Origin of the sequence: Agrococcus sp. ProA11 (assembly GCF_039880525.1) — a bacterium.
Lineage (GTDB): Bacteria > Actinomycetota > Actinomycetes > Actinomycetales > Microbacteriaceae > Agrococcus > Agrococcus chionoecetis.
In genome coordinates this window covers 2,143,730-2,167,060 of the sequence record NZ_CP156989.1, presented here as the reverse complement: position 1 = coordinate 2,167,060, position 23,331 = coordinate 2,143,730, and the positions used below count along the sequence as shown (strand labels likewise).

19 protein-coding genes, 1 tRNA gene and 1 riboswitch are annotated in these 23,331 nt (G+C 71.0%); of the genes, 8 read left to right on the top strand and 12 right to left on the bottom strand.

The features are described 5' to 3' along the window. Positions 1 to 16: 16 nt before the first annotated feature. The 4 genes from ABG090_RS10365 to ABG090_RS10350 all read right to left on the bottom strand — a co-directional run bounded on the left by ABG090_RS10365 (position 17) and on the right by ABG090_RS10350 (position 5,795). Positions 17 to 1,165 (bottom strand): amidohydrolase family protein, encoded by a 1,149-nt coding sequence (locus tag ABG090_RS10365; RefSeq protein WP_347754401.1) that lies wholly within the window; start codon positions 1,163 to 1,165, stop codon positions 17 to 19. A gap of 69 nt (positions 1,166 to 1,234) precedes the next feature. Further along, complete coding sequence (locus ABG090_RS10360) at positions 1,235 to 4,504, bottom strand: ExeM/NucH family extracellular endonuclease (RefSeq protein WP_347754400.1); 3,270 nt, start codon at positions 4,502 to 4,504, stop codon at positions 1,235 to 1,237. A gap of 107 nt (positions 4,505 to 4,611) precedes the next feature. Next, complete coding sequence (gene purU, locus ABG090_RS10355) at positions 4,612 to 5,460, bottom strand: formyltetrahydrofolate deformylase (RefSeq protein ID WP_347754399.1); 849 nt, start codon at positions 5,458 to 5,460, stop codon at positions 4,612 to 4,614. Positions 5,461 to 5,519: 59 nt separating this feature from the next. Further along, positions 5,520 to 5,795: a DivIVA domain-containing protein gene (locus ABG090_RS10350; RefSeq protein WP_347754398.1), complete on the bottom strand. Its 276-nt coding sequence runs from the start codon at positions 5,793 to 5,795 to the stop codon at positions 5,520 to 5,522. Between the two features lie 54 nt (positions 5,796 to 5,849). Between ABG090_RS10350 and ABG090_RS10345 the strand changes: the two genes are divergently transcribed. Then, positions 5,850 to 7,064, top strand: a complete 1,215-nt coding sequence (locus ABG090_RS10345) for an MFS transporter (protein ID WP_347754397.1) — start codon at positions 5,850 to 5,852, stop codon at positions 7,062 to 7,064. 36 nt (positions 7,065 to 7,100) lie between these two features. Here the strand turns inward: ABG090_RS10345 and ABG090_RS10340 are convergent, their stop codons facing one another. Both ABG090_RS10340 and ABG090_RS10335 read right to left on the bottom strand, forming a co-directional pair. Beyond that, entirely contained in the window at positions 7,101 to 8,228 is a 1,128-nt protein-coding gene (locus tag ABG090_RS10340; RefSeq protein WP_347757594.1) for an AI-2E family transporter, read from the bottom strand. A 76-nt stretch (positions 8,229 to 8,304) separates the two neighbouring features. Continuing rightward, entirely contained in the window at positions 8,305 to 9,201 is an 897-nt protein-coding gene (locus ABG090_RS10335; protein WP_347757592.1) for a LysR substrate-binding domain-containing protein, read from the bottom strand. 139 nt (positions 9,202 to 9,340) lie between these two features. Here ABG090_RS10335 and ABG090_RS10330 point away from each other — a divergent pair, with 139 nt between their 5' ends. After that, positions 9,341 to 12,931, top strand: coding sequence for a bifunctional proline dehydrogenase/L-glutamate gamma-semialdehyde dehydrogenase (locus ABG090_RS10330; protein ID WP_347754396.1), 3,591 nt, complete (start codon positions 9,341 to 9,343; stop codon positions 12,929 to 12,931). A gap of 180 nt (positions 12,932 to 13,111) precedes the next feature. Here ABG090_RS10330 and ABG090_RS10325 read toward each other — a convergent pair whose 3' ends face one another. Together ABG090_RS10325 and ABG090_RS10320 are read right to left on the bottom strand one after the other, a co-directional pair. Beyond that, entirely contained in the window at positions 13,112 to 13,627 is a 516-nt protein-coding gene (locus ABG090_RS10325; protein WP_347754395.1) for a DinB family protein, read from the bottom strand. 255 nt (positions 13,628 to 13,882) lie between these two features. After that, positions 13,883 to 14,653 carry an SDR family NAD(P)-dependent oxidoreductase gene (locus ABG090_RS10320; protein ID WP_347754394.1) on the bottom strand — a complete coding sequence of 257 codons (771 nt, stop codon included), beginning with the start codon at positions 14,651 to 14,653 and terminating at the stop codon, positions 13,883 to 13,885. A gap of 100 nt (positions 14,654 to 14,753) precedes the next feature. After that, positions 14,754 to 14,832, top strand: a riboswitch (ZMP/ZTP riboswitch). Positions 14,833 to 14,868: 36 nt separating this feature from the next. Here ABG090_RS10320 and glyA point away from each other — a divergent pair. Next, complete coding sequence (gene glyA / locus ABG090_RS10315) at positions 14,869 to 16,200, top strand: serine hydroxymethyltransferase (RefSeq protein WP_347754393.1); 1,332 nt, start codon at positions 14,869 to 14,871, stop codon at positions 16,198 to 16,200. After that, positions 16,197 to 17,084, top strand: coding sequence for a bifunctional methylenetetrahydrofolate dehydrogenase/methenyltetrahydrofolate cyclohydrolase (locus ABG090_RS10310; RefSeq protein ID WP_347754392.1), 888 nt, complete (start codon positions 16,197 to 16,199; stop codon positions 17,082 to 17,084). The genes glyA and ABG090_RS10310 overlap by 4 nt, the downstream gene beginning before the upstream one ends. A gap of 22 nt (positions 17,085 to 17,106) precedes the next feature. On the opposite strand, the gene ABG090_RS10305 is transcribed toward ABG090_RS10310, so the two are convergent. Both ABG090_RS10305 and ABG090_RS10300 read right to left on the bottom strand, forming a co-directional pair. Further along, positions 17,107 to 17,601 (bottom strand): SRPBCC domain-containing protein, encoded by a 495-nt coding sequence (locus ABG090_RS10305; protein ID WP_347754391.1) that lies wholly within the window; start codon positions 17,599 to 17,601, stop codon positions 17,107 to 17,109. Between the two features lie 71 nt (positions 17,602 to 17,672). Then, positions 17,673 to 18,209, bottom strand: a complete 537-nt coding sequence (locus ABG090_RS10300; protein ID WP_347754390.1) for a gamma carbonic anhydrase family protein — start codon at positions 18,207 to 18,209, stop codon at positions 17,673 to 17,675. Positions 18,210 to 18,430: 221 nt separating this feature from the next. On the opposite strand from ABG090_RS10300, the gene ABG090_RS10295 reads away from it, so the two are divergent. Continuing rightward, complete coding sequence (locus ABG090_RS10295; protein WP_347754389.1) at positions 18,431 to 19,324, top strand: sugar ABC transporter permease; 894 nt, start codon at positions 18,431 to 18,433, stop codon at positions 19,322 to 19,324. Next, positions 19,321 to 20,262, top strand: coding sequence for a carbohydrate ABC transporter permease (locus ABG090_RS10290; protein ID WP_347754388.1), 942 nt, complete (start codon positions 19,321 to 19,323; stop codon positions 20,260 to 20,262). Before ABG090_RS10295 ends, ABG090_RS10290 begins: the two co-directional genes overlap by 4 nt. Positions 20,263 to 20,281: 19 nt before the next feature. On the opposite strand, the gene ABG090_RS10285 is transcribed toward ABG090_RS10290, so the two are convergent. Continuing rightward, positions 20,282 to 21,646, bottom strand: a complete 1,365-nt coding sequence (locus ABG090_RS10285; protein WP_347754387.1) for an extracellular solute-binding protein — start codon at positions 21,644 to 21,646, stop codon at positions 20,282 to 20,284. Positions 21,647 to 21,759: 113 nt separating this feature from the next. Here ABG090_RS10285 and ABG090_RS10280 point away from each other — a divergent pair, with 113 nt between their 5' ends. Beyond that, positions 21,760 to 22,137, top strand: coding sequence for a hypothetical protein (locus ABG090_RS10280; protein WP_347754386.1), 378 nt, complete (start codon positions 21,760 to 21,762; stop codon positions 22,135 to 22,137). A gap of 36 nt (positions 22,138 to 22,173) precedes the next feature. On the opposite strand, the gene ABG090_RS10275 is transcribed toward ABG090_RS10280, so the two are convergent. Continuing rightward, a complete protein-coding gene (locus tag ABG090_RS10275; protein ID WP_347754385.1) occupies positions 22,174 to 23,013 on the bottom strand; it encodes an SDR family oxidoreductase in 840 nt (279 codons plus the stop codon). A gap of 222 nt (positions 23,014 to 23,235) precedes the next feature. On the opposite strand from ABG090_RS10275, the gene ABG090_RS10270 reads away from it, so the two are divergent. Then, positions 23,236 to 23,309, top strand: a tRNA-Leu gene (locus tag ABG090_RS10270). Positions 23,310 to 23,331 lie beyond the last annotated feature (22 nt).

Genomic DNA, 23,331 nt, shown 5'->3' with positions numbered 1-23,331 from the left:
GGCGCAGCCGCACGCGTCACGAGACCGGAACGTGCCCCGAGACCGCGACCCCGTCACGCCAGACGCCGCGCACCGCGAGCTCGTCGTCGAGCGACACCAGGTCGGCGCGCGCACCCACGGCCAAGCGACCGAGGTCGGCGCGGCCCACCGCGTCGGCCGGCACGCGCGTCGCAGCCTCGATGGCGGCGATCAGCGGCACGCCGGCGTCGGTCAGCACACGCAGCGCGCGGTCGAGGCTGAGGGTGGAGCCCGCGATCGAGCCGCCCTCGGCGAGCCGCGGCAGTCCCTGCTCGACCCGCACGTCGAGCGAGCCGATCCGGTAGTCGCCATCCGGCATCCCGGCCGCAGCCATCGCGTCGGTGACCAGCGCCACGCGCCCGGGCGCAGACTGCACGAGCAGCGCCAGCATCTCCGCAGCGACGTGCTCACCGTCGGCGATCGCCTCGAGCGTGATCCGCTCGTCCAGCAGCGCCGTCGCCAGCGGGCCGGGGGAGCGGTGATGCATCGGCGGCATGCCGTTGCAGGCGTGGGTGAGCAGGGTTGCGCCCGCGTCGAATGCTGCGCGCGCGGTGGCCGCATCGGCGCCGGTGTGCCCGACTGCGACGCGCACACCCGCCGCGACGAAGCGGCCGATGGCATCGATCGCCCCCGGCAGCTCCGGCGCCATGGTGATCTGCAGGATCCTGCCGTCGCCGGCGTCGAGCAGCCGCTCCACCGCGTCCGGCGTCGGCGCCTGCAGCGCGCGCGGGTCATGCGCGCCACGGTGGCTGTCGGCGAGGAACGGCCCCTCGAGGTGCACGCCGAGCAGCGCGTCATCCACCGCGCATCGTGCCGCCGCCGCCTCGAGACGCGGCAGCAGCAGGTCGAGCGGCGCCGTCACGAGCGACACGGCCTGGCGCGTCGATCCGTGGCTCGTCCGGAATGCCGCGACCCGCTCCCACTCCGGCGCGGCATCGTCGAAGGCGGAGCCGAGCCCCCCGTGGCAGTGGATGTCGACGAATCCCGGCACCAGCGTGCCCGTCAGCGTGAGATCCGGCGCACGCGGCGGCGCGCCCTGACCGATCGCCGTGATCACGCCGCGCGCGGACTCCAGCCAGGCATCCGTCACGAATCGCCCGTCGATGAGCGCACGGTCGGTCGTCAGGAGCAGGCTCGACTCGGTCACACGACCAGCCTACGGCCGGCCGCACGCAGAGGGCCCGCGCCCCGATCGGGTGCGGGCCCTCGCGTCAGCTCAGCAGCTGGTGCGCCACGCGTCCGGCGACAGCGCCGGCAGACCGCCGACGTTGTAGACCGTCGCCGGTGCGAGGTCAGCGATCTGCTCCTCCACCGCGAGCCGCACGCAGGAGCGCACGGCCAGCAGCACCGGGGCGCTGTGGGCACCGGCGACCATGGAGGCGGACAGGGCATCGGGGAAGTTGAGCCCCGACGCGATCGCGATCGCCTGGTCGTCGCTCGGCGTGATGAACCGCTCGACGAGCATCGCGTTCGTGGCGTAGCGGTCGGAGCCGGCCAGACGCGTCACCGTGACCCCGGTGTCGCGGTAGGCGCGCAGCGCTGCGTCGGAGACCGAGGGCTGGCCACCGAGCACCGTCGCCGTCTCCACGCCGAGCGTCGAGAGCGCCGCAACCGTCGCGTCGTCCGCGCGCGCCTGAGGCGTCAGCAGCACCGGCATGTCGCCGAGCGCCGAAGCGGTGCCGCTCGCCGAGACCGCGTCAGCGAAGACCTGGCCGCTCGCGATGAACGCCTCCGACGCATCGCTGAAGTAGCGCTCGGCGATCATCGCCGCCGTCTCGTAGCGATTCGCGCCGGCGATGCGCTCGACCCTGGCACCGGGCACGATCTCGAGCACCTGCACGACGACCGCGGCCGAGACCGACGGCGTGCCGCCGATGATCGTGACCGACTCCGGCTGCAGCCGCTCGAGCTCCTCCGCCGTGAAGGACGGCAGCGTGTCGGGTCGCGTCAGCAGCAGGCTCGCGTCCACGCTGGCCGCGGCGGGTCCGGCTGCAAGCGCATCCGGGAACAGGTCGCCGGACGCCAGGAGCACGTCGGTGCCGGGCTCGAAGGTCGCGGCGGACGTGTCGGCGTTCGTCTCGTAGCGGTTGACGCCGGCGTAGGTCTCGACCATCGTCTCCGGCGGCACTGCCGCCTCCCAGTCGAGACCGATCACGACGGCGTCGTGGTCGCTTGCCCTGAAGGGATCGGGAGCGAACAGCGCGTCCTGCGCATCCTGCTTGAACGCCATCGAGTAGTCGATGATGCTCGGCTCGTCAGCGTTCGCGTGCCACGCCTGGGCGCCGACGACGAACGGCAGCATCGCGTCATCGGCGAGCCCGTAGTCGAGGTAGCCTAGCTGGCCGTCGAAGACGTAGGTGTAGGCGTTCTCGCCCTGGAACGTCTCCAGCAGATCCTCCCAGCCGGCGCCCTCGAGCGTCGTGATCGGATCCTCGTGGTCATAGGCGTTCAGGTCGCCGATGATCAGCGAGCCGTCGGCGTCGACGCCGGTCGGCTCACCCGCCATCCAGTCGGCGAGCGCGGCCGCGGCCGCGGTGCGCACGTCGTTGCAGTTGCCCTGCTCGGGGGAGCCGACGTCGCCCTCGCACGCGGAGCCCTTCGACTTCAGGTGGTTGACCGCGACCGTGAGGATGCGGTCGGTCGCGACGTCGCGGAACGACTGCGCGAGCGCCGGTCGGTTCTTGTCGTCGTCGAACCGCGCGTCGACGGAGGAGTCGAGCACCGCGAAGTCGCCCTCCGGCATCACGAGCGCCGGCTGGTAGATGAGCGCCGTCGTGATGGCGTCGGTGCCGAGCGTGCCGGTGTCGATCCCGGCCCACAGCTCGCTGCCGGCGTCGCCGTTCAGCGCCTCGACGAGCGTGTCGAGTGCGACGCCGTCATTGTTCTCGATCTCGAGCAGCCCGACGACCGCCGAGCCGAGGTCGTTGATCGCCGCGACGATCTTCGCCTCCTGGCGGTCGAACTCCGCAGCGGTCTCCGCGCCGCGGCTGTCCAGGGTGGTGAAGTAGTTCAGCACGTTGAACGACGCGATCTCGAGCGATGCGCCCTCGATCTCGGGTGCCGGGGTGCGCTGGTTCACTGCACTGTAGGTGCCGGCCTCCGTGGGCTGCACCGCCCAGGTGCTGAATCGCCAGTCGAGCACCCCGGTGATGCCGGTGATCGTGTCGCCGCCGCGGAACCGGTTCTCGAGCGTGAACTCCTCGAGATTGGCGGGGTGGATGGCCGGGTCGGGGTTCTGCGACGAACGGCCGTCGTCGATCGTGATGCGGTTGGCGGCGTTCGCCGCGGCGATGGCCGCAGCCTCGTCCGAACCCGGAGCGGCGACCGCGGTCGGCTGCATCTGACGCTCGGTGCCGACGACGACCTGGCCGAAGCGGCCGTAGTTGAAGTACTCGAGGATCGAGAGCGTCTGCGGCAGCGTCACCAGCATGCTCTCGGTCGCCTCGTGGTCGGCGATCGGCAGCTCGAGCTCGGTGGCGGCGGGCATCGTTCCTTCGCCGCAGTCGAGCAGGTTCGCGTTCGAGATCTGCGTCATGCCGAAGTTCTCGCCGGCGGTGCCGGTCACCTGCACGAGGTCGCCCTCGGCGAAGCCGTCGGTGCCCGGTGCGTAGATGAAGATGCCGTCGCTCGTCGCGTCATCGGCGTCACCCGCGTCCTGCAGCGTGAAGCCGTCGAAGCCGCCGGACTGCCAATCGCCCACGACCACGCCCTCGACCGTCACGGTCTGGCCGCTGAGCGGGGTCGCGTCGCCGTCGCCCTGCACCTCGCCGATGGCGATCACGGCATCCGAGCCGCAGGTGCCGTCGGTCGGAGGCTCCTCGACCTCGTACACCTCATTCGCGGCGCCCGGCGTGTTCCATGCCACGCCGTCAGCGGGCGGCCCGTCGAAGCCGTCGAAGCCGGCCTTGTTGAAGTCGTTGCGCACCCAGTCCGCGGCGGCATCCGTGTCGGTGCCGTCGGGGATGCGGCTGGCGCCGCCGACGGCGTTGCTGTTGCCGTCGTAGCCGCGCGTGAGCTCCACGCCCCAGCTCAGGTCGCCGCTGTCGCCGTCCATGGTCGCAACCGCGTCCACGACCGTGAAGTCGACGCTCTCGTCGATCGTCCCGTCGGCATCCGCGTCGATGGTGGATCCGACTGCCGCCGTGCCCTCGACGAGCAGCAGCGTGATCGAGCCGTTCTGGATGCCGTTCGCGGGGTACTCCAGCAGCCCGAAGCCGTCGGTGTCGACGGCAGGCACGGGGTTCGACTGCAGCACCTCGCCGATCGCGTTGGAGTCGCCCTTGACGACCAGCAGCGAATGACCGGAGAGATCGGTGCCGGGGGCGGCGTAGACCTCGATGAACTCGAAGCCGCCATCGGTGCTCGTGACGTTGGCCGAGAACTCGTTGATCACGGGATGCTCCGCGGCGACTGCCGGGGTAGCGACGATGCCCGTCAGGGCGAGCGCGGCGACTGTTCCAGTGCCGAGCAGGGTGCGTGCGCGCATGAATCCACTCCATCGGGGACAAGGGGTGGCCTCAACCTAACCCGGTCCACTGACGTTTGCGAGGGGTTCGAGTGAATGCGCGATGAATCTTCGTCGCGCCGACGGGCTCAGCGGAAGATGATGGTGCGCTGGCCGTCGAGCAGCACGCGATCCTCCGCGAACCACTGCACCGCCCGCGAGAGCGTGCGCGACTCCTCGTCCTGGCCGATCGCGACGAGCTGCGCGGGCGAGTGGGCGTGGTCGACGCGCACCACGTTCTGCTCGATGATCGGGCCCTCATCGAGGTCGCTCGTGACGAAGTGGGCGGTGGCTCCGATCAGTTTCACCCCGCGGGCGTGCGCCTGCCGGTAGGGATTCGCGCCCTTGAAGCCGGGCAGGAACGAGTGGTGGATGTTGATGAGCCTGCCCTCGAGCGCCGCGCAGAGCTCCGGCGACAGGATCTGCATGTAGCGGGCGAGCACCACCAGCTCGATGCCCTCCGCCTCGACGACCTCGAGGATGCGCCGCTCGAACGCGGCCTTCGAGTCGGCGTCCACGACCGGCGCGTGCTCGAAGGGCACGTTGTAGAAGGCGGCGAGCGAGCCCAGATCCGGGTGGTTCGACATCACCAGAGGGATGTCGACCGAGAGCTGACCGGCACGCTGGCGGAAGAGCATGTCGCCCAGGCAGTGCGCGGCCTTCGACACCAGCACGAGGGTCTTGAGCGGGCGCCCCACGTCGTCGAGGTGCCACTGCATGTCGTAGCGCTCGATCACGGGAGCGAGCTGCGCCTCGAATGCGGCGCGCTCGGCGGTCGCCTCGACCTGCAGGCGCATGAAGAATCGGTCGGTGTCGCCGGAGGAGAACTGCTGCGACTCGGTGATGTTGCCGCCGCAGTCGACGATCGCGCCGGAGATTGCGTGCACGATGCCGGGCCGGTCTTCGCAGATGAACGACAGGATCCAGTGGTTGCTCACCGGACGAGTCTATGCGCGACGGCACGCAGGAGCCGTGCCGTGCGGGCAGCGGCGACGGGCTACGCCTCGTGCTCGACGAGCGCCGACGCGATGCGATCGATGACGTCGTCCACCTGGACGGTGTCGTAGGCGCCCGCACCGCGGAGCATGCGGAAGCGCACCTGCTGCGCATCCTCGGCCAGCAGCTGCACGTCGCCGTCCGCCTCCCCCTCGTGCGCCCGCAGCGTGCTGATCACCCGATCGAGCCAGTCGTCGACCTGATGGGCGTCGTACCCCGCGTAGAGCGTGCCGCCGGTGGTGAACCGGGCGTTCAGCACCTCGTCTGCAGTGAGCACATGGCGACCGTAGCCCGCCTGCCTGATCGTGGGATCCGCGTAGGCTCGACGCTCGTGAGCGAGCAGACAGCGACGGGCCAGCGGTCCGCGACGCCTTTCCCGATGGCGGCCCTGCTCGTGCTCGCGCTCGCGATCTTCGTCAACATCTCCATCGAGATGCTGCCGATGGGGTTGGTGCTGCCGATGAGCCGCGACCTCGCCGTCTCCGAGAGCGGAATCGGCCTGCTCGTGTCGGTGTTCGCCTTCACGGTGGTGGTCTCGTCGACCACGCTCATCCGCCTCACCCGCCGGGTGCCGCGCCACGCGCTGGTGGTCGTCGTGCTGCTCGTCTTCACCGCCTCCTGCCTCGCGACGGCGGTCGTGCCCACCTACGAGTGGATCGTGGCGATGCGCATCCTCGGCGGGCTGGCGCACGGCGTCTTCTGGACCGTCGTGGGAGCCTACGCCGCCTACTTGGTGCCGCCAGAGCTGCTCGGGCGCGCGGTCGCGATCACGAGCGCGGGCGGATCGCTCGCGTTCGTGCTGGGTCTGCCGCTGTCGACGCTGCTCGGCCAGGCGGTGGGATGGCGCTGGGCGTTCGCCGTCTTCGGCGTCGCGAGCCTGCTCGCGGCGCTCGCGGTGTGGAAGGCGCTGCCGGCGGTCGACCACATGAAGGATGCGGCCACCACGGAGACGGGCTCGATCGCGCTGCCGGTCGATCACCCGAGGGTCTCGATGAGCGGCATGGTCGTGGCCGTCATCTCGACCACCCTCGCGATGACCGGGCAGTACGCCTTCTACACGTTCATCGCACCGTTTCTCGTGCAGCATGCGCAGCTGCCGGAGGAGTGGCTGAGCCCGGCGCTGCTCGCCTACGGCGTGATGGGTGCGATCGCGGTGCTCGCGCTCACGATCTGGCTCGGGGGCAGGCCGCTGGCCGGGGTCGTCGCGTGCATGATCGTGATGCTGCTGACGATGGTCGTGCTCGCGCTCTCGACCGTGCTGCCGCTGACGATCGCGGCCGTGCTGGTCTGGGGCCTCGCCATGGGTGCGCTGCCGCCGCTGCTGCAGACGAGACTGCTCGAGGCGGCGCCCGAGCGCCTGCTGCAGCCGGCGATGGCCTGGTACACGACGGGCTTCAACGTCGGGATCGGTGGCGGTGCGCTGCTGGGCGCGATCGCGTTCGATACCTGGGGGCCGGGCTCGCTCCCGTGGGTGCTGTTCACCGGCATCGCGATCAGCCTCGCGCTGGTCGGCTTCAGCCGCATCCGTCGCCCTGCCGCTGCCTGAGCAGTCAGTACCTGCGGGGCGGCCGCGGACCGGCGGCTAGACCGTCTCTGGTCGCTTCTGCCGGAACATCCGGGCGGGCCGGTCGTCGCCCTCCCACACCTGCGTGATGCCCCAGGCGACCGCGGTGATCGGCACGGCGAGCACGGCGCCGACGATGCCGCCGAGCACGGTGCCGATCGTCAGGGCGATGAGGATGACGAGCGCGTGCAGCTCGAGCGAGCGGCCCATGACCACCGGCTGCAGGAAGTTGCCTTCCAGCTGGTTCACGAGGATGACGGCGACCAGCACGATCAGCGCCGTCACCAGGTCGTTGGCGACCAGCGCGACGAGCGTCGCGAGCGCGCCGGCGAGCGTGGCACCGACGAGGGGGATGAAGGCGAGCAGGAAGACCAGCACGGCCAGCGGCAGTGCCAGTGGCACCTGCACGACCCAGAGCACGATGCCGATGGCGACCGCGTCGACGAACGCCACGGTGGCGGTGCCGCGCACGTAGCCGCCGAGCGTCTCGACCGTCTTGCCGCCGATGCGCTTGCCGCGCGCGTAGGAGTCGCCCTCGAAGGGGCGCAGCAGGAACTCCCAGATGCGCGGGCCGTCCTTGAGGAAGAAGAAGAGCATGACGATCATCAGCACGAACCCGGTGAGGAAGTTCGCGGCGGCGCTCACGCCCGCTAGTGCGCCAGAGCCGAACTGCGCGCTCGTGAGGAAGTCGACGACGGCGGTCCGCGCCTCGCCGATCTGCTCGTTCGTGGGCGCGAACGGCAGTGTCGTGACCCACTCGAGCACCTGGTCGAAGCCCTGCTCGGCCTGGCTGACGAGCTCGTCGAGCTGGTCGCGCACCGCGTTGACGATGAGCCAGATGACGCTGCCGAGCACGACGACGATCGCGAGCAGCGCGGCGGCGGTCGCGAGCGCCGACGGCACGCCGCGGCGGCGCATCCAGCTCATGACGGGCGCGAAGGCCGCGGCGATGATCAGCGCGAGCATCACCGGGATGATCACGAGCGTGAGCTGCACCATCGCGTAGATCACGCCGGTGACGACGATGAGCACGAGGATGATCTGGAGCGCACGCGTCGCGAGTCGACCGAACGAGTCGGCCCAGAGCGACCAGGGCGCGCGGACGGGCCGCTGCGCGACCGGCTGCGGTCGCTTCGGTGTGAACAGTCCCACGATTCCCCCTCGGATGCGTCTTCCGAGCGTAGCGAGCGCCGGCCGAGCGCCGGGGCGCCGCGCGCGGGCGTCAGCCGCTCGCCACTGCGGCCGGCACCGCTCCGCGCAGCGCCTCGCGCACCGCGGCGATAGCGGGGGAGTCGCTGGAGGCGGCGCGGGCGGCTGTGAAGATCTCGCGCCGCGGGGCAGCGGGCAGCGGCAGTGCACGGAAGCGCACCTCGGTGCCGACCCAGGTCAGATCGTTCATGATGCCCACCGCGTGACCGGTCTCGATGAGGCGCATCTGCGCCTGCAGGTCGGCGGTCGCGAAGCGCACGTCGGGCTCGAAGCCCGCAACCCGGCACTGCTGCTCGCCGAAGTGCCGGGAGGCTGCGCCGACCGGTTCCATCACCCACGGGTGGGCTGCGGCATCGGTCAACGAGCGGATGTCGCTGCCCGGCGGCACCGCGAGCCGCAGCGCATCCGTCATGAGCACCTCGCGGTCGAGTCCCTGGTGCTGCGGAGCCGCGTGCCCCGGATACTGCTCGGCGACGACCAGGTCGAAGTCGCCCACGTGGGTGTCGTAGAGCGCCGTCTCGGGCTCGCGCTGCACCATCTCGACCCGCACCTCCGGCGCTGACTCGCGCAGCAGGTGCAGCATGCTCGGCACGAGCGAGAGCGCTGCCGACTGGAACACCGCGATGCGCACCGTGCCGATGGGGCGGTCGAGCGAGGCGGCCACGGCGCGCTCGGCGGTCTCGAGCTGGGCGAGGATGCCCTCGGCGTGCTGCGCGAGCACCTCGCCCTGCGGAGTGAGGGCGAGGCGACGGCCCTGCTTGCGGGTGAGCGGCACGCCCACCTCGCGCTCGAGGGCGGAGAGCTGCTGCGAGACGGCGCTCGGAGCGTAGGCGAGGGCGGTCGCGACGGCCGCGATGGTGCCGCGCAGGCGCAGCTCGCGCAGCAGTCGAAGGCGTCGGACGTCGAGCATGGACGGGCCTCGCAGAAGCATCAGTGAATGCGATGGATATCCATCGCCATCCGTCACTGTACCTGAATGGTCTGCGGGTGCAGACTGGCGCTGCGCGCACCGTCGTGCGCACGACCACGATCGCAGGAGGGGCCGCAGCATGGGCGCAGCCACCACGGGGAAGCACACCGAGTCGATGCACGCGGAGTCGGCGCACGCCGAGTCGACGGACGCTGCGGAGTCGACCGTCGAGGACTCGACCCTCGAGGCTTCGACGCCAGAGGCTTCGGCGCAGGCGACCGAGCTCGAGCAGCTGCAGACGCTGGCGCCGCAGATCGTCGCGCAGGTGCGCACCTGGCTCGAGCAGGCGGAGCAGATCCCCGCCGACGCGAGCGCCGAGCAGCTCGCCGGTGTGCTGCGCGACCCCAAGGGGCTCGACTTCGCGGTCGCCTTCGTCGACGGCGTCGTGCGCCCCGAGGATGTGCACGTCGCGGCACGCACGCTGCGCGCCATCGCCGGTGACGCGCCCTCCTTCTTGCCCTGGCCGATGCGGCAGGCGCTCAAGCTCGGCGGCGGCGTCGCGCCGCTCGCGCCGCAGATCGTCGTGCCGATCGCGCGCCGCGTGCTGCGCGAGATGGTCGGCCACCTCATCATCGACGCGACCGACGCGCGCCTCGGAGCCGCGATCAAGCGCATCCGCGCCACCGGCGCCCGCCTGAACGTCAATCTGCTGGGCGAGTACGTGCTGGGCGCGCGGGAGGCCGAGCGCCGCATCGACGGCACGCTGGCGCTCATCGAGCGTGACGACGTCGACTACGTCTCGATCAAGGTCTCGGCGACGACCGCACCGCACCAGCCGTGGGCCTTCGACGCCCACGTCGAGCACGTCGTCGAGCGACTGCTGCCGATCTACCGCCGTGCCGCCGAGACCGGCACCTTCATCAACCTCGACATGGAGGAGTACAAGGATCTCGAGATGACCATGGCGGTCTTCATGCGGATCCTGAGCGAGCCCGGGCTCGAGCAGTACCGCGGCGGCATCGTGCTGCAGGCCTACCTGCCCGACGCGCTGCCGGCCATGCAGCGACTGCAGGAGTGGGCGGCGGAGCGCGTCGCCGGCGGCGGCGGCTCGGTCAAGGTGCGCCTGGTCAAGGGCGCCAACCTGCCGATGGAGCGCGTCGAGGCGTCGATCCACGACTGGCCGCTCGCCACCTGGCACACCAAGCAGAACAGCGACACGCACTACAAGCGCGTGCTCGCCTGGGCGCTCACGCCCGAGCGCATCGCGAACGTCGAGCTGGGCGTGGCCGGTCACAACCTCTTCGACGTCGCCTTCGCCTGGCTGCTGGGCAAGCAGCGCGGCGTCACCGCAGGTGTCGAGTTCGAGATGCTGCTGGGCATGGCGCAGGGGCAGGCGGAGGTGGTGCGCCGCGACGTCGGCGGCCTGCTGCTCTACACGCCGGTCGTGCACCCGTCCGAGTTCGACGTGGCGATCGCCTACCTGATCCGCCGCCTCGAGGAGGGCGCGAGCCGCGAGAACTTCATGTCGGCCGTGTTCGAGCTGGCGACCTCCGAGCCGCTGTTCGAGCGCGAGCGTGACCGCTTCCTCGCCTCGCTGGACGCGCTCGCGGCGGAGGCACCGGCCACCCACCGCGTGCAGGACCGCACGGCCGCGCCCGAGCCGGCGGAGACCTCCGGGTTCCGCAACGCGCCCGACAGCGACCCCTCGCTGCCGGCCAACCAGTCGTGGGCAGCGGGCATCCGCGAGCGGTCCAGGACGTCGACGCTGGGCGTCGACGCCGTCGAGGCCGCGATGCTGCGGGACGCCGATGCGCTCGAGGCCGTCATCGAGACGGGCGTCACTGCCAACGCATCGTGGCGTGCGCTCTCGGGCGCCGAGCGCGCCGAGATCCTGCACCGCGCAGGTGTCGAGATGGAGGCGCGTCGCGCCGAGCTGATGGAGGTCGCGGCGAGCGAGGGCGGCAAGACCCTCGACCAGTCCGACCCGGAGGTCTCCGAGGCGATCGACTTCGCGCACTACTACGCAGAGCGCGCTCGCGAGCTCGACCACGTCGACGGTGCCACCGCCGTGCCCTCGCGCCTCATCGTCGTGACACCGCCGTGGAACTTTCCGATCGCCATCCCCGCGGGCTCGACGCTCGCGGCGCTCGCGTCCGGCGCATCCGTCATCATCAAGCCCGCCCGCGCCACCGCTCGCACCGGCGCGACCATGGTCGAGGCGCTGTGGGCCGCCGGCGTGCCGAAGGATGTGCTGCAGCTCGTGCAGCTCGGCGACCGCTCGCTGGGCGACCAGCTGCTCGGCGACGAGCGGGTCGACCGCGTGATCCTCACCGGCGGCTTCGAGACCGCGGAGGCGTTCCGCCGCATCCGCCCCGACCTCAACCTGCTCGCCGAGACGAGCGGCAAGAACGCCATCATCGTGATGCCCTCGGCCGACTACGACCTCGCCGCGAAGGACATCGTCACGAGCGCGTTCGGGCACGCCGGCCAGAAGTGCTCGGCCGCGTCGCTCGCCATCCTGGTCGGGCAGGCGGGCCGCTCGAAGCGCCTGCACAACCAGATCGTCGACGGCGTGCGCTCGCTCGAGACCGGCTACCCGTGGGATGCCACCAGCCAGATGGGCCCGATCGTCGCGCCCGCAGAGGGCAAGCTGCTCGACGGGCTCACGCGGCTCGGCGAGGGCGAGAGCTGGGTGATCGAGCCGAAGCAGCTCGATGACGAGGGCAAGCTGTGGTCGCCGGGCGTGCGCGCCGGGGTGCAGCGCGGCAGCGAGTACCACCTCACGGAGTACTTCGGCCCGATCCTCGGCATCATGCGGGTCGACACGCTCGAGGAGGCGATCGCGCTCGTCAACGACGTCGACTACGGCCTCACCTCGGGCATCCACTCGCTGGATCCCGCCGAGATCGGCACCTGGCTCGAGACCATCGAGGCAGGCAACCTCTACGTCAACCGCGGCATCACCGGCGCCATCGTGCAGCGGCAGCCGTTCGGCGGCTGGAAGCGCTCGGTCGTCGGCCCGACCACGAAGGCGGGCGGTCCCAGTTACCTCATGCCGCTCGTCGACTGGCGCACCGCGCAGGCGCGCGAGCTCGCACCCGTCGAGCTGCTGTCGGTGCAGACGATCGTCGACGCGGTCGAGGCGCTGGCGAAGTCGTCGGATGCCTCGGTCACCGCCGACGAGGCGGCGGCGCTGCGGCGCGCGGCGGGCTCTGACCAGCACGTGTGGGCGACCGAGCTGGGCGTCGCGCGCGATGTGCAGCAGCTGCTCGCCGAGCGCGACATCCTGCGCCACCTGCCGATGCCCGGCGTCGTGATCCGGCTCGCGGAGGGTGGCCGCGTCGCGCAGCTCGCTCGCGCGGTCGTCGCCGCGCTGCGCGCCGGCGCCGAGGTGCGGGTGTCGACCGCGATCGAGCTCGCGCCGGCCATGCGCGCGGCGCTCGCTGCGGCGAACGTGCCGGTCGAGGCGCAGGACGACGCCGCGTTCCGGCGTGCTGCCGCAGCGCTCGGTCAGGGCCGCATCCGCTTCCTGGCCGCCGACGAGGATGTCGCAGACGGCGTGCGTGCGCTCGCGGAGGCCGTCGGCGGGCGCCCCGACCTGGCGATCGTGGCGCACCCGGTGACGGAGGCCGGCCGCGTCGAGATGCTGCCGTTCCTGCGCGAGCAGGCGATCGCGATCACCGCGCACCGCTTCGGCACGCCGAACCACCTCACCGACCACCTCATCTGAGGCGCGGCGCCCCGCGACACCGCGGCGGCGCTCGGCGTGCGATGACCGAGGACCCCTTCCGCCCCCGCCGACCTGGTGCGCCAGGTCGCGGATGGTGGGAGGGGTCCCGTTCGCGTCGGCCGCGCCCGCAGGGCTGGGCGCGAGGTGCGGGGCGGGGCGGGGCGTGGCGCGTCCCGCGGGTCAGAGCACGAGGTGCTGGCGGCCGTCGATGAGCTCGCGCGCCGCATCCAGGTGGCCTGCGTGCGTCGACTCATCGATGATCACGTGCATGAGCACGGCGGCGAGATCGGGGAACGCATCCACGGGCCAGTCGGGCTCGGGTCGGCGCGGGCGTGCATCGAGCGGCAGCGCGGCGATGATCGCGTCGGAGCGCGCGATCGCGTCGCGGTACTCGCGCACCACCGCATCCGTCGACTCGTCGGGCGCCACGCGCCAGTCGGCGGGCCTGCCGCCGTCGAGCGCGGGATCGTCGTCTGGCCAGTAGTCGAGCGGCTCGCCCGCCACGACGGTGTGGAACCAGAAGCGCTCGCCGCCGAGCGTCACGTGCCGCACGAGGCCGATCGGCGACCATCCCGATGGCAGTGTCGGCGTGCGCAGCTGCGCGTCGGTGAGCCCCTCGATCGCGGCGAGGATGTGGCTGCGCTGCGCGTTGAGCGCGCCGAGCAGCAGCGAGCGAGTGCGGTCGTCCTGAACCATGCGCCGATCCAAGCACGCGCCGCCGCGAGCGCGTCCGCCTGCCACTCGCCCCTCGCACGCGTGCCCCACGCCGCCGGCCCAGCGCTACCAAACCGTCGCCGCAGTGCCCCGCACGCGACGCATCGGTACCGGAACTCGCCGCCGAGCGCATCGGCAGCGCTCCCAGCGGTACCGAATCGTCGCCTGAGCGCCCTGGACGCGGCAGTTCGGTACCGGAGCACATCGCGGCGGATGGCGACGGGCCGTTCCGGCCGCTCAGCCCGCGAACCAGCCCCCGTCGTTCGGGATGATCGCGCCGCTGACGTTGCTCGCGGCATCCGAGGCGAGGAAGGCGATGAGGTTCGCCTGCTGGATCGGCTGTGCGGTGGCCAGCGCCGACTGATGCACGGGCGTGATCGCGGCGAGGCCCTCCTGATCGATGTGCTGCTGCACATCAGCCGTCATGACGTTGGTCTCGACTCCGCCCGGTGACACCGCGTTCGCGCGGATGCCCTGCTTGGCGTAGGTGTACGCGGTGTTGCGCGTGAGGCCGATCAGGCCGTGCTTCGACGTCGTGTACGCGGCGCCTGCGGCCGCCCCGCGCATCCCCGCCTCGCTCGCCACGTTGATGATCGAGCCGCCGCCCGCGGGCACCATCACCTTGAGTGCAGCGCGCGTGAGGAAGAACGGGCCGTTGAGGTTGATCCGCAGGATGCGCTCCCACACCTCGTCGCTGACGTTCGCCGCGCCCGCGAAGTGATCCATGACCCCCGCGTTGTTGACCAGCACATCGAGCCTTCCGTGGCGCTCGACGGCCGCGGCGATAACAGCATCCGCCACCGTGGGATCGCTGATGTCGCCGACCACGGCGGATGCGGTTCCGCCTGCGGCCTCGATGGCCGAGACGGTCTCGTGCGCGGTCTCGGCGATGTCGCTGACGACGACCGTGGCGCCGAGGCTCGCGAAGAGCTCGCAGGTGGAGCGGCCGATGCCGCTGCCGCCCCCGGTGACGACGGCGACCTTGCCGGTCAGATCGATGACGCTCATGGTTCTCCTTCGAACGGTGTGACTCCTCACCGCACGGTGTCACCGACTCCGCGCCGTGTCTAGGGCGCTCTGCCACCCGCACCGCGCCGCGGGCTACCATGGGAGAGGCCGTGACTGGCGCATGGGTGGATCACCACCGGGGAGCGGCCGATCTCGAGCCGCGCGCCTGGGCAATCAGCCAGCGACGCGCGCCAGCGCACAGCGAAGGAGCACCCGTGACCGACCGCCTGCCCAGCACGTTCAACTCGCCCCTCGCCGAGGTCGATCCCGAGATCGCCGAGGTGCTGCACCAGGAGCTGAACCGCCAGCGCGACTTCCTCGAGATGATCGCGAGCGAGAACTTCGTGCCCGTCGCCGTGCTGGAATCCGCCGGCAGCGTGCTGACGAACAAGTACGCCGAGGGCTACCCGGGGCGCCGCTACTACGGCGGCTGCGAGTACGTGGATGTCGCCGAGAGCCTCGCGATCGAGCGCGCCAAGTCGCTGTTCGGCGCCGAGTTCGCCAACGTGCAGCCGCACTCGGGTGCCACCGCGAACGCCGCCGTCCTCCACGCCATCGCGCGCCCGGGTGACACCGTGCTCGGCCTGTCGCTCGACCACGGCGGTCACCTCACGCACGGCATGAAAATCAACTTCTCGGGCCGCCTCTACGACATCGTCGCGTACGGCGTCGACGCCGAGACGAGCCGCGTCGACATGGACGAGGTGCGTCGCCTCGCGATCGAGCACAAGCCCAAGGTGATCGTCGCCGGCTGGTCGGCCTACCCGCGGCAGCTCGACTTCGCCGAGTTCCGCGCGATCGCCGACGAGGTCGGCGCGCTCCTGTGGGTCGACATGGCGCACTTCGCGGGCCTCGTCGCCGCGGGCCTGCACCCGAACCCGGTGCCGCACGCGCACGTCGTCTCGTCGACCGTGCACAAGACCATCGGTGGCCCCCGCTCGGGCTTCATCCTGACGAACGACGCCGACATCGCGAAGAAGATCAACTCGGGCGTCTTCCCGGGCCAGCAGGGCGGCCCGCTCATGCACGTGATCGCGGCCAAGGCCACCGCCTTCAAGCTCGCTGCCTCGGAGGAGTTCAAGGAGCGCCAGGAGCGCACGCTGCGCGGCGCGCACATCCTCGCCGAGCGCCTCATGCAGCAGGACGTCCAGGATGCGGGCATCTCGGTGCGCTCCGGCGGCACCGACGTGCACCTGGTGCTGGTCGACCTGCGCGACGCCGCGATCGACGGCAAGCAGGCGGAGGATCTGCTCCACGAGATCCGCATCACCGTCAACCGCAACGCGGTGCCGAACGACCCGCGCCCGCCGATGGTCACCTCCGGCCTCCGCATCGGCACGCCGGCGCTCGCGACCCGCGGCTTCGGCGACGAGGAGTTCACCGAGGTCGCCGACGTGATCGCCCTCGCGCTGCTGCCGGATGCCGACCTCGACAGCCTGCGCGCTCGCGTCGCGAAGCTCGCCGACGCATTCCCGCTCTACCCGGGCGTCGGGCCCTCTGGCCAGCCGGAGGCAGTGCACGAGCTCGGCTCGAGCGTCGACCGATGACGGCGCAGCTGCTCGATGGCAACGCCACCGCGGCGGCCATCAAGGCGGAACTGAAGGAGCGCGTCGACGCGCTGCAGGCCAAGGGCGTCACGCCCGGGCTCGGCACGCTGATGGTCGGCGACGACCCGGCGAGCCACTCCTACGTCAAGGGCAAGCACCGCGATTGCGCAGAGGTCGGCATCGAGTCGATCCGCGTCGACCTGCCGTCGAGCGCCTCGACCGCCGACGTGCGAGCGGCCGTCGAGGATCTCAACTCGGCACGCGAGGTCACCGGCTACATCATCCAGTTGCCGCTGCCGCCCGGCCACGACGAGCACGCGATGCTCGAGCTGATGGATCCGGACAAGGATGCCGACGGGCTGCACCCGACGAACCTCGGCCGCCTGGTGCTCGGCGTCGACGGCCCGATCGACTCCCCGCTGCCGTGCACGCCCGCCGGGATCGTGCAGATGCTGCGCCGGCACGACATCGAGATCGCCGGCGCCAGCGTCGCGATCGTCGGCCGTGGCCTGACGGTGGGCCGCCCGCTCGGCCTGCTGCTGACCCGCAAGGGCATCGACGCGACCGTGGCGCTGTGCCACTCGCGCACGCCGGATCTGGCGGCGCACGTGCGCGAGGCAGACATCGTCGTCGCGGCGGTCGGTGTGCCGGGGCTCATCAAGCCCGAGTGGGTGAAGCCGGGTGCCGCAGTGCTCGACGTCGGCATCACCCGCGGCCTCTCGGCCGAGACCGGCAAGGTGAAGCTGCTCGGGGACGTCGATCCCGGCGTGATGGATGTCGCGGCGTGGGTCTCGCCCGTGCCCGGCGGCGTCGGCCCGATGACCCGCGTGATGCTGCTCGACAACGTCGTGCAGATGTCGGAGAAGGCGACGCGCTCGCGCTAGTCGGTGCCTTTCGCCTACGAGGTCAGTTCGCGTAGGCGTCGCGCAGGGCGGGGTAGTAGTCGTCCCAGTCGGGCATCGCATCGCCCGTGATCGCGGCGACCAGCCGGTCGAGGTACCACTCCCAGCCGGCGGCGACATCGGGAAGCATCACCAGCGGCAGCTCATGCTGCGTGAAGCGGATCAGGGTGCCGGATCCGGGCTCGTGCCCGCCGTCCTCCAGCTCGACCTCCAGGCTCCAGCTGCCCGCCTCGTTCGTCGTCTGCACGACCAGGTGCTCGGGCGCTGAGCAGTCGAGGATCTCGACGGCACTCGTGGCATCGCCCTCCTCGGCGTTCATCGCCAGCACCACCTCACCGGAGTCGGGGTCGCCCACATACGTGCCGAACCACATCCCGAGCTCGCGCGATTCAGAGAAGAACGGCCAGACCGCGATGGCGTCGGCGCCCACCGCACGCTCGAGCGTGAGCTCGCACATCTCGCCGTGCTCGGTGACGGTGCCGGTCCGCTGGATTGTCATTGCGTGCTCCTCTCGGTGGTGCCGAGCCTACGCATGCGTCGCCGTGCCCCGCCAGGGGCGCGCACGCCGGGTCAGCGGCCGAGCGCGTCGACGTACAGCTGGATGCGCTGCGCGTAGCTCTCGGCGTTCCGGGCGATGCCGTGCCGCTCGTCGTCGGTGGTCTCGCGGCGCACCTTGCCCGGCACGCCTGCGACGAGCGACCCTTCGGGGATCACGGTGCCCTCGGTGACGAGCGCACCGGCGGCGATGATCGACCCCGCACCGATGACGGCGCCGTTCATGACCGTCGCGTGCATGCCGATGAGCACGTCGTCCTCCACCGTGCAGCCGTGCACGACGGCGTTGTGCCCGATCGAGACGCGCGCGCCGATGCGCAGCGGGTAGCCGTGGTCGACATGCAGCGAGCAGGAGTCCTGCACGTTCGAGTCCTCGCCGATCCGGATCGGCTCCTCTTCTGCGCGCAGGGAGGCGCCCGGCCAGATCCCGACGCGCTCGCCGAGCGAGACGGCGCCTGTGATGACGGCGCCGGGCATGACGAGTGCCGACTTCGGCAGGTGCGGCACCCGGTCGGGCAACGGGATGATCGTGGCGCGCTCGTGGACGGTCATGGGGCCAGCGTACGCCGAGGAGCGCTACGCAGCACGGGCTGCTGCGCCGCGTTCAGCACGTCGACCGGGGCTGGATGCGGTTCTCGGAGAAGTGGGCTACACCTGGAGCACCGGTTCGCTCGCGGACCGACTCGAGGCGAGGAGGTCCAGGGATGACGACTGCGGCAACGGGCATTCGGCGCCGGATCAGGCCTGCTGCGCCGCGGCAGCGGATGAGCCCGATGCGCCGGCGCGAGGCGATCGCGGGCTACCTGTTCCTCTCGCCGTGGATCGTCGGCTTCCTGGTGTTCACCTTCGGCGCCATGATCTACAGCCTGGTGATCTCCTTCAGTCACTACCAGCTCGCCACCGACACCGCACGACCGGCCGGGATCGCGAACTATCAGGCGCTCATCGAGGATCCGAAGATCGCGACGGCGCTCGGCAACACGCTCTTCTTCGCCGTGCTTGCCGTGCCGCTCGAAGTCGCGCTAGCGCTCGCGCTCGCCCTGCTGCTCGCCAGCGTGCGGCGGGGCGCCGGCATCTTCCGCACGATCTTCTACCTGCCGAAGATGACGCCGACGGTCGCCACCGCGTCGGTGTTCCTGCTGCTGCTCAACGGCAGCTCCGGCGCCATCAACCGCGGGCTCGCGGCGATCGGCATCGACGGCCCCAACTGGCTCATCGATCCGGCCTGGGTGAAGCCGTCGATCGTGCTCATGACGCTGTGGGGCGTGGCCGGCACGATGGTGATCTTCCTCGCCGCGCTGCAGAACGTGCCGAAGGAGCTTTACGAGGCGGCATCGATCGACGGCGCCGGAGCGTGGCGGCGGTTCTGGAACGTGACGCTGCCGCTCATCTCTCCCGCCGTGCTCTTCAACGTGCTGGTGCTGACGATCGCCGCCTTCCAGATCTTCGATCAGGCGTTCCTGCTCTTCCATCGCACGACCGCGGCGGGTTCATCGGATGCGTCGCTCTTCTACGCCATCTACCTGTTCGAGCAGGCGTTCCGGCAGTTCAACTTCGGCTTCGCGGCCGCGATGGCGTGGCTGCTGTTCCTCATCATCCTGGCGATCTCGCTGATCCAGATCCGGGTGGGCAACCGATTCGTCTACTACGAGGGAGGCGAGCGATGAGCGCCCCGGCAGACTCGGCCAAGGGCCCGATGAGCTCCGCTGCGCTCGCGGATGCGGCGGCGCGCCCGACGCGAGCGCGCGAGCGAGAGCTCTCGGTGTGGAACTGGCTGGGGCAGGCGGTGCGGTGGATCCTGCTGCTGGCCTGCACCGCACTCTTCCTCTACCCGATCGCCTGGCTGCTCGCTGCGAGCCTGAAGCCACGCGGCGAGGTCTTCGACAACCGCCTCATCCCCCGAACCTGGCAGCCGGAGAACTACGTCGAGGTCTTCTCGCAGCTGCCGCTGCTGAGCTGGCTGGGGAACAGCGTGCTGATCGCCGTGCTGGCCGCGGGCTTCGTGACCGTCTCGAGCGCGCTCGTGGCCTTCGGCTTCGCCTACTTCCGCTTCCCCGGCAGGAACGTGCTGTTCGGCATCGTGCTCGCCACCATGATGCTGCCGGGGGCGGTGACGCTCGTGCCGCAGTACCTGATCTGGAATCAGCTCGGCTTCGTCGGGACCCACGTTCCGCTCTGGGGCGCGAACCTGTTCGGCTCGGCGTTCTACATCTTCCTGCTGCGCCAGTTCTTCCTCGGGCTGCCGCGCGAGCTCTTCGAGGCGGCGCGCATCGATGGGCTGAGTGCGTGGGGGCAGTTCTGGCGCATCGCCTTCCCACTCTCGGTGCCCTCCTTCGTGATCGTCTTCCTGTTCGAGTTCCAGGCCAGCTGGAACAACCTGCAGGGTGCGCTCATCTACCTCAACACCGCCTCCGCCGACGGCTACACCGTGCCGCTCGGGATCGCGAGCGCGATGACGAAGTACAGCCCCGAGTCGGGCGGTCACGGCGACTACCAGTACGTGATGGTGGCGGCGCTGATCGTGACGCTCCCCATGCTGATCCTGTTCGCGTTCGGGCAGCGCTCGTTCATCCAGGGCATCGCCACGTCGGGCAGGACAGGATGAACGAGCGCCGCCCGCGGCGTCAGCCTCCGCTGACCTGGTCGTACGCGCGCATGGCGGCCTGCTGAGCCTGAGCGAGCGCATCGGCAGGCGAGCTCTCGCCGACCAGGGCCGAGGACATGGCGTTCTGCAGCTCGGACTGGATCTGCTGGCCTGCGGGTGAGGCGCCGAGCGAGGTGCCGACCGCCGCGGCGTCGTAGTAAGTGCCGATCGCCTCCTCGAAGCCGGGGTAGCCCTCCGCCGAGGCGTACTCCTCACGGATCACCTCGTCGCTCTCCGGCGTGCCGGTGAACAGGCCGGCATTGATGCCGTTCCGGTCACTCTCCTGTTCCGTGGTCGTTGCGCGCGCCTCGGCGGCCGCACGCCACGCATCCGCCTTCGTGAGCTCGATGGCCCAGGCGCATGCCGCGCCGGGATTCTGCGCCGTGGCGGGCACGACGAAGGACGACCCGCCGGCAGCCGTGAACGGCTCGCCGTCGCGGTCTCGCATCGGCACGGCACCGATCTCGACCTGGTCGGCATAGGGGGTCAGCACGTTGACGTACCACTGGTCGAACACCGCAGCCCCGACGAGGTCGTTGGCGTAGCCATTGCCGTCGCCGAAGATGTCGATCGAGTCGATGAACCCACTCACCTCCGCGAAGCCGCCCTGCGCCTCGTAGAGCCGCTGCAGGAACTCGACCGCGTCGACGTTCTCTGCGCGATCCAGCGTCGGCATGCCGGATTCATCCACGATTCCGCCGCCGAACGCCAGCATCCACTGCGCTGCCTTCGAGACGCCCTGCGGGTCGAAGCCCACGCGGCTCACGCTCGAGCCGTCCATCACGGTCATCGCCTCGGCCGCGGCGACCATGGCGTCGGGGTCGCTGGCGTCGAGATCCTCGGCGCTCACGCCCGCCTCGTCCATCACCCGAGCGTTCGTCAGGATCACCGGCGGCTGGTAGAACTGCGGCACCGCCCACATCTGGTCGTCCCAGGTCACGTCGGCCGCGACGTGCGGATACCAGTGCTGCGTCGGATCGATGGCGTGCGCCTCGAAGCACGCGTCGAGCGGCATCAGCAGACCTTGCGCGGCGTAGGTGGGCACGAACTGTCGATCCATCTGCACCACATCGGGCAGGTCGCCCGCGGCCGCGAGCGTCGTGAACTTCTGCGCGTCGAAGGCCGTCTGGTCGAGGTCGACCGTGACGTCCCCCAGGGCCGCTGCGGCATGGTCCAGCCGTGCCTGGCCGACATCGTCCGTGTTCTCGAAGCCCCAGCCCGCCATGGTGCCTGTCGGTGCGGCGTCGAAGTCGACGTCGTCGGCGACCGCGGCGCCGCCCCCTCCGCACCCGGTCAGCAGCAGCGCAGCCGCGGCCGCTGCTGCGGCGCCCACTCGTGATCGCATGGCTCATCCCCTCTCGACATGCAGCCCGGCAGGATGCGCGGGCCTGTGCGCCGGACGCTAGCAAGCCGTGTACCCCGGCGGTAGGCCCGCCACCTGTGAAGTACCCTCCCGGCATGAGGATCTCGCCAGCCCGGATCGAATCGCTCGAGCCGCATCAGGTCTTCGTCTTCGGCTCCAACGCGCGGGGGTCGCACGGCGCGGGCGCCGCGCGATTCGCCTCCGAGCGATTCGGCGCGACGTGGGGGCAGGGGAGCGGACTGCAGGGGCAGTCGTACGCCATCGACACGATGAGCGGGCTGACCGTGCTGCAGCGCGAGGCCGCTGCCTTCCTCGCCTTCGCGGCCGCGCATCCCGAGCTCGAGTTCCTGGTCACCGAGATCGGATGCGGCATCGCCGGGTTCACGCCGACCGACGTGGCTCCCGCATTCCGCGGCGCGAGCGCGAACGTGGCGCTGCCCGCGCGCTTCGCAGCCGCGCTCGGCGACTCCTAGCCCGGCAGCGAGCGCCGTGACGGCCGCAGCGCGGCGCTAGTGGCTCACGAGGTCGCGCAGGCTGAGGGGCGCGCGGCCGGTGAGCAGCTCGACGTCCTGGCTGACGTGCGCGTGCTCACCACGAGCGATCGCGGTGAAGGTGGTGATCCACCCCTCGAGCTGCCACTCGGGGGCGCCGAAGTGCGCCCGCGAGCGGCGCGCCTCCTCGATCGGCTCGTCCACGTATCGGATGTCGAAGCCGGTGGCCTTGCTGAGCGTTGCGGCGACGTCTGCGAAGGAGAGCGCCTCGGGGCCCGTGATCTCGTACGCGCGGCCGGCATGCGCGGCAGGGTCCCGCAGCACGGCGGCCGCGCAGCGCGCGACGTCGAGCTTCGCGACCGCCGCGATCCGGCCGTCGCCGCCGGGACCGCGGATCACACCGTCGGCATCCGGCAGCAGCGCCAGGAAGTCCAGGTAGAAGTTGTCGCGCAGCATCGTCCACGCCATGCCGGACGCGCGGATCGCCTCCTCGGTGGCGAAGTGCTGGCGCCCGTAGCTGAAGGTCATGTCGGGCGACGCGCCCTGGAACGAGGTGTAGACGATGTGCTCGACACCGGCGTCGGCGGCAGCGGCGACGAACGCGAGCTGCCGCTGCAGCCACCCGCCGACATCGCCGGCGGAGACCATCAGCAGCGTCGTCACGCCCTCGAGCGCGGCGCGCGCGTGAGGGTCGTCGTAGGCGGTCTGCACAACGACCCCGCCGGAGAGCTGCGGCGCACGATCCAGCGACCGCACCAGCAGGCGCAGCGGCAACCCGCCGCGAGCGAGCTCCTCAGCGGTGAGCCGACCGATCGCGCCCGTGGCGCCCGTGATCGCCAGCGCGGGTGCGTCGGTCATTCGGCGGGGCTCCATCTCGGCTCGGCGCGGGTGGATGTGTGCAGCCCGTCGTACTGACGGTACGCGGTGTGAGCGTCGACAGGTCTATCGTTTCGGCCGCCTGAGCCAACCCTGGGCAGGCGCTCAGGCGCGACCCGCGACCGGAGCTGCGGCTCTCGCCGCGACCGGATCGGCACGCGGTCGTGGCGCGCTCGGCGTAGCGTAGGGGCGGGCGATCGCCCGGCCCCCGTAGCCCAATCGGCAGAGGCGGCGGACTTAAAATCCGCGCAGTCTGGGTTCGAGTCCCAGCGGGGGCACCGCGGGCGCGCACGCGTCAGT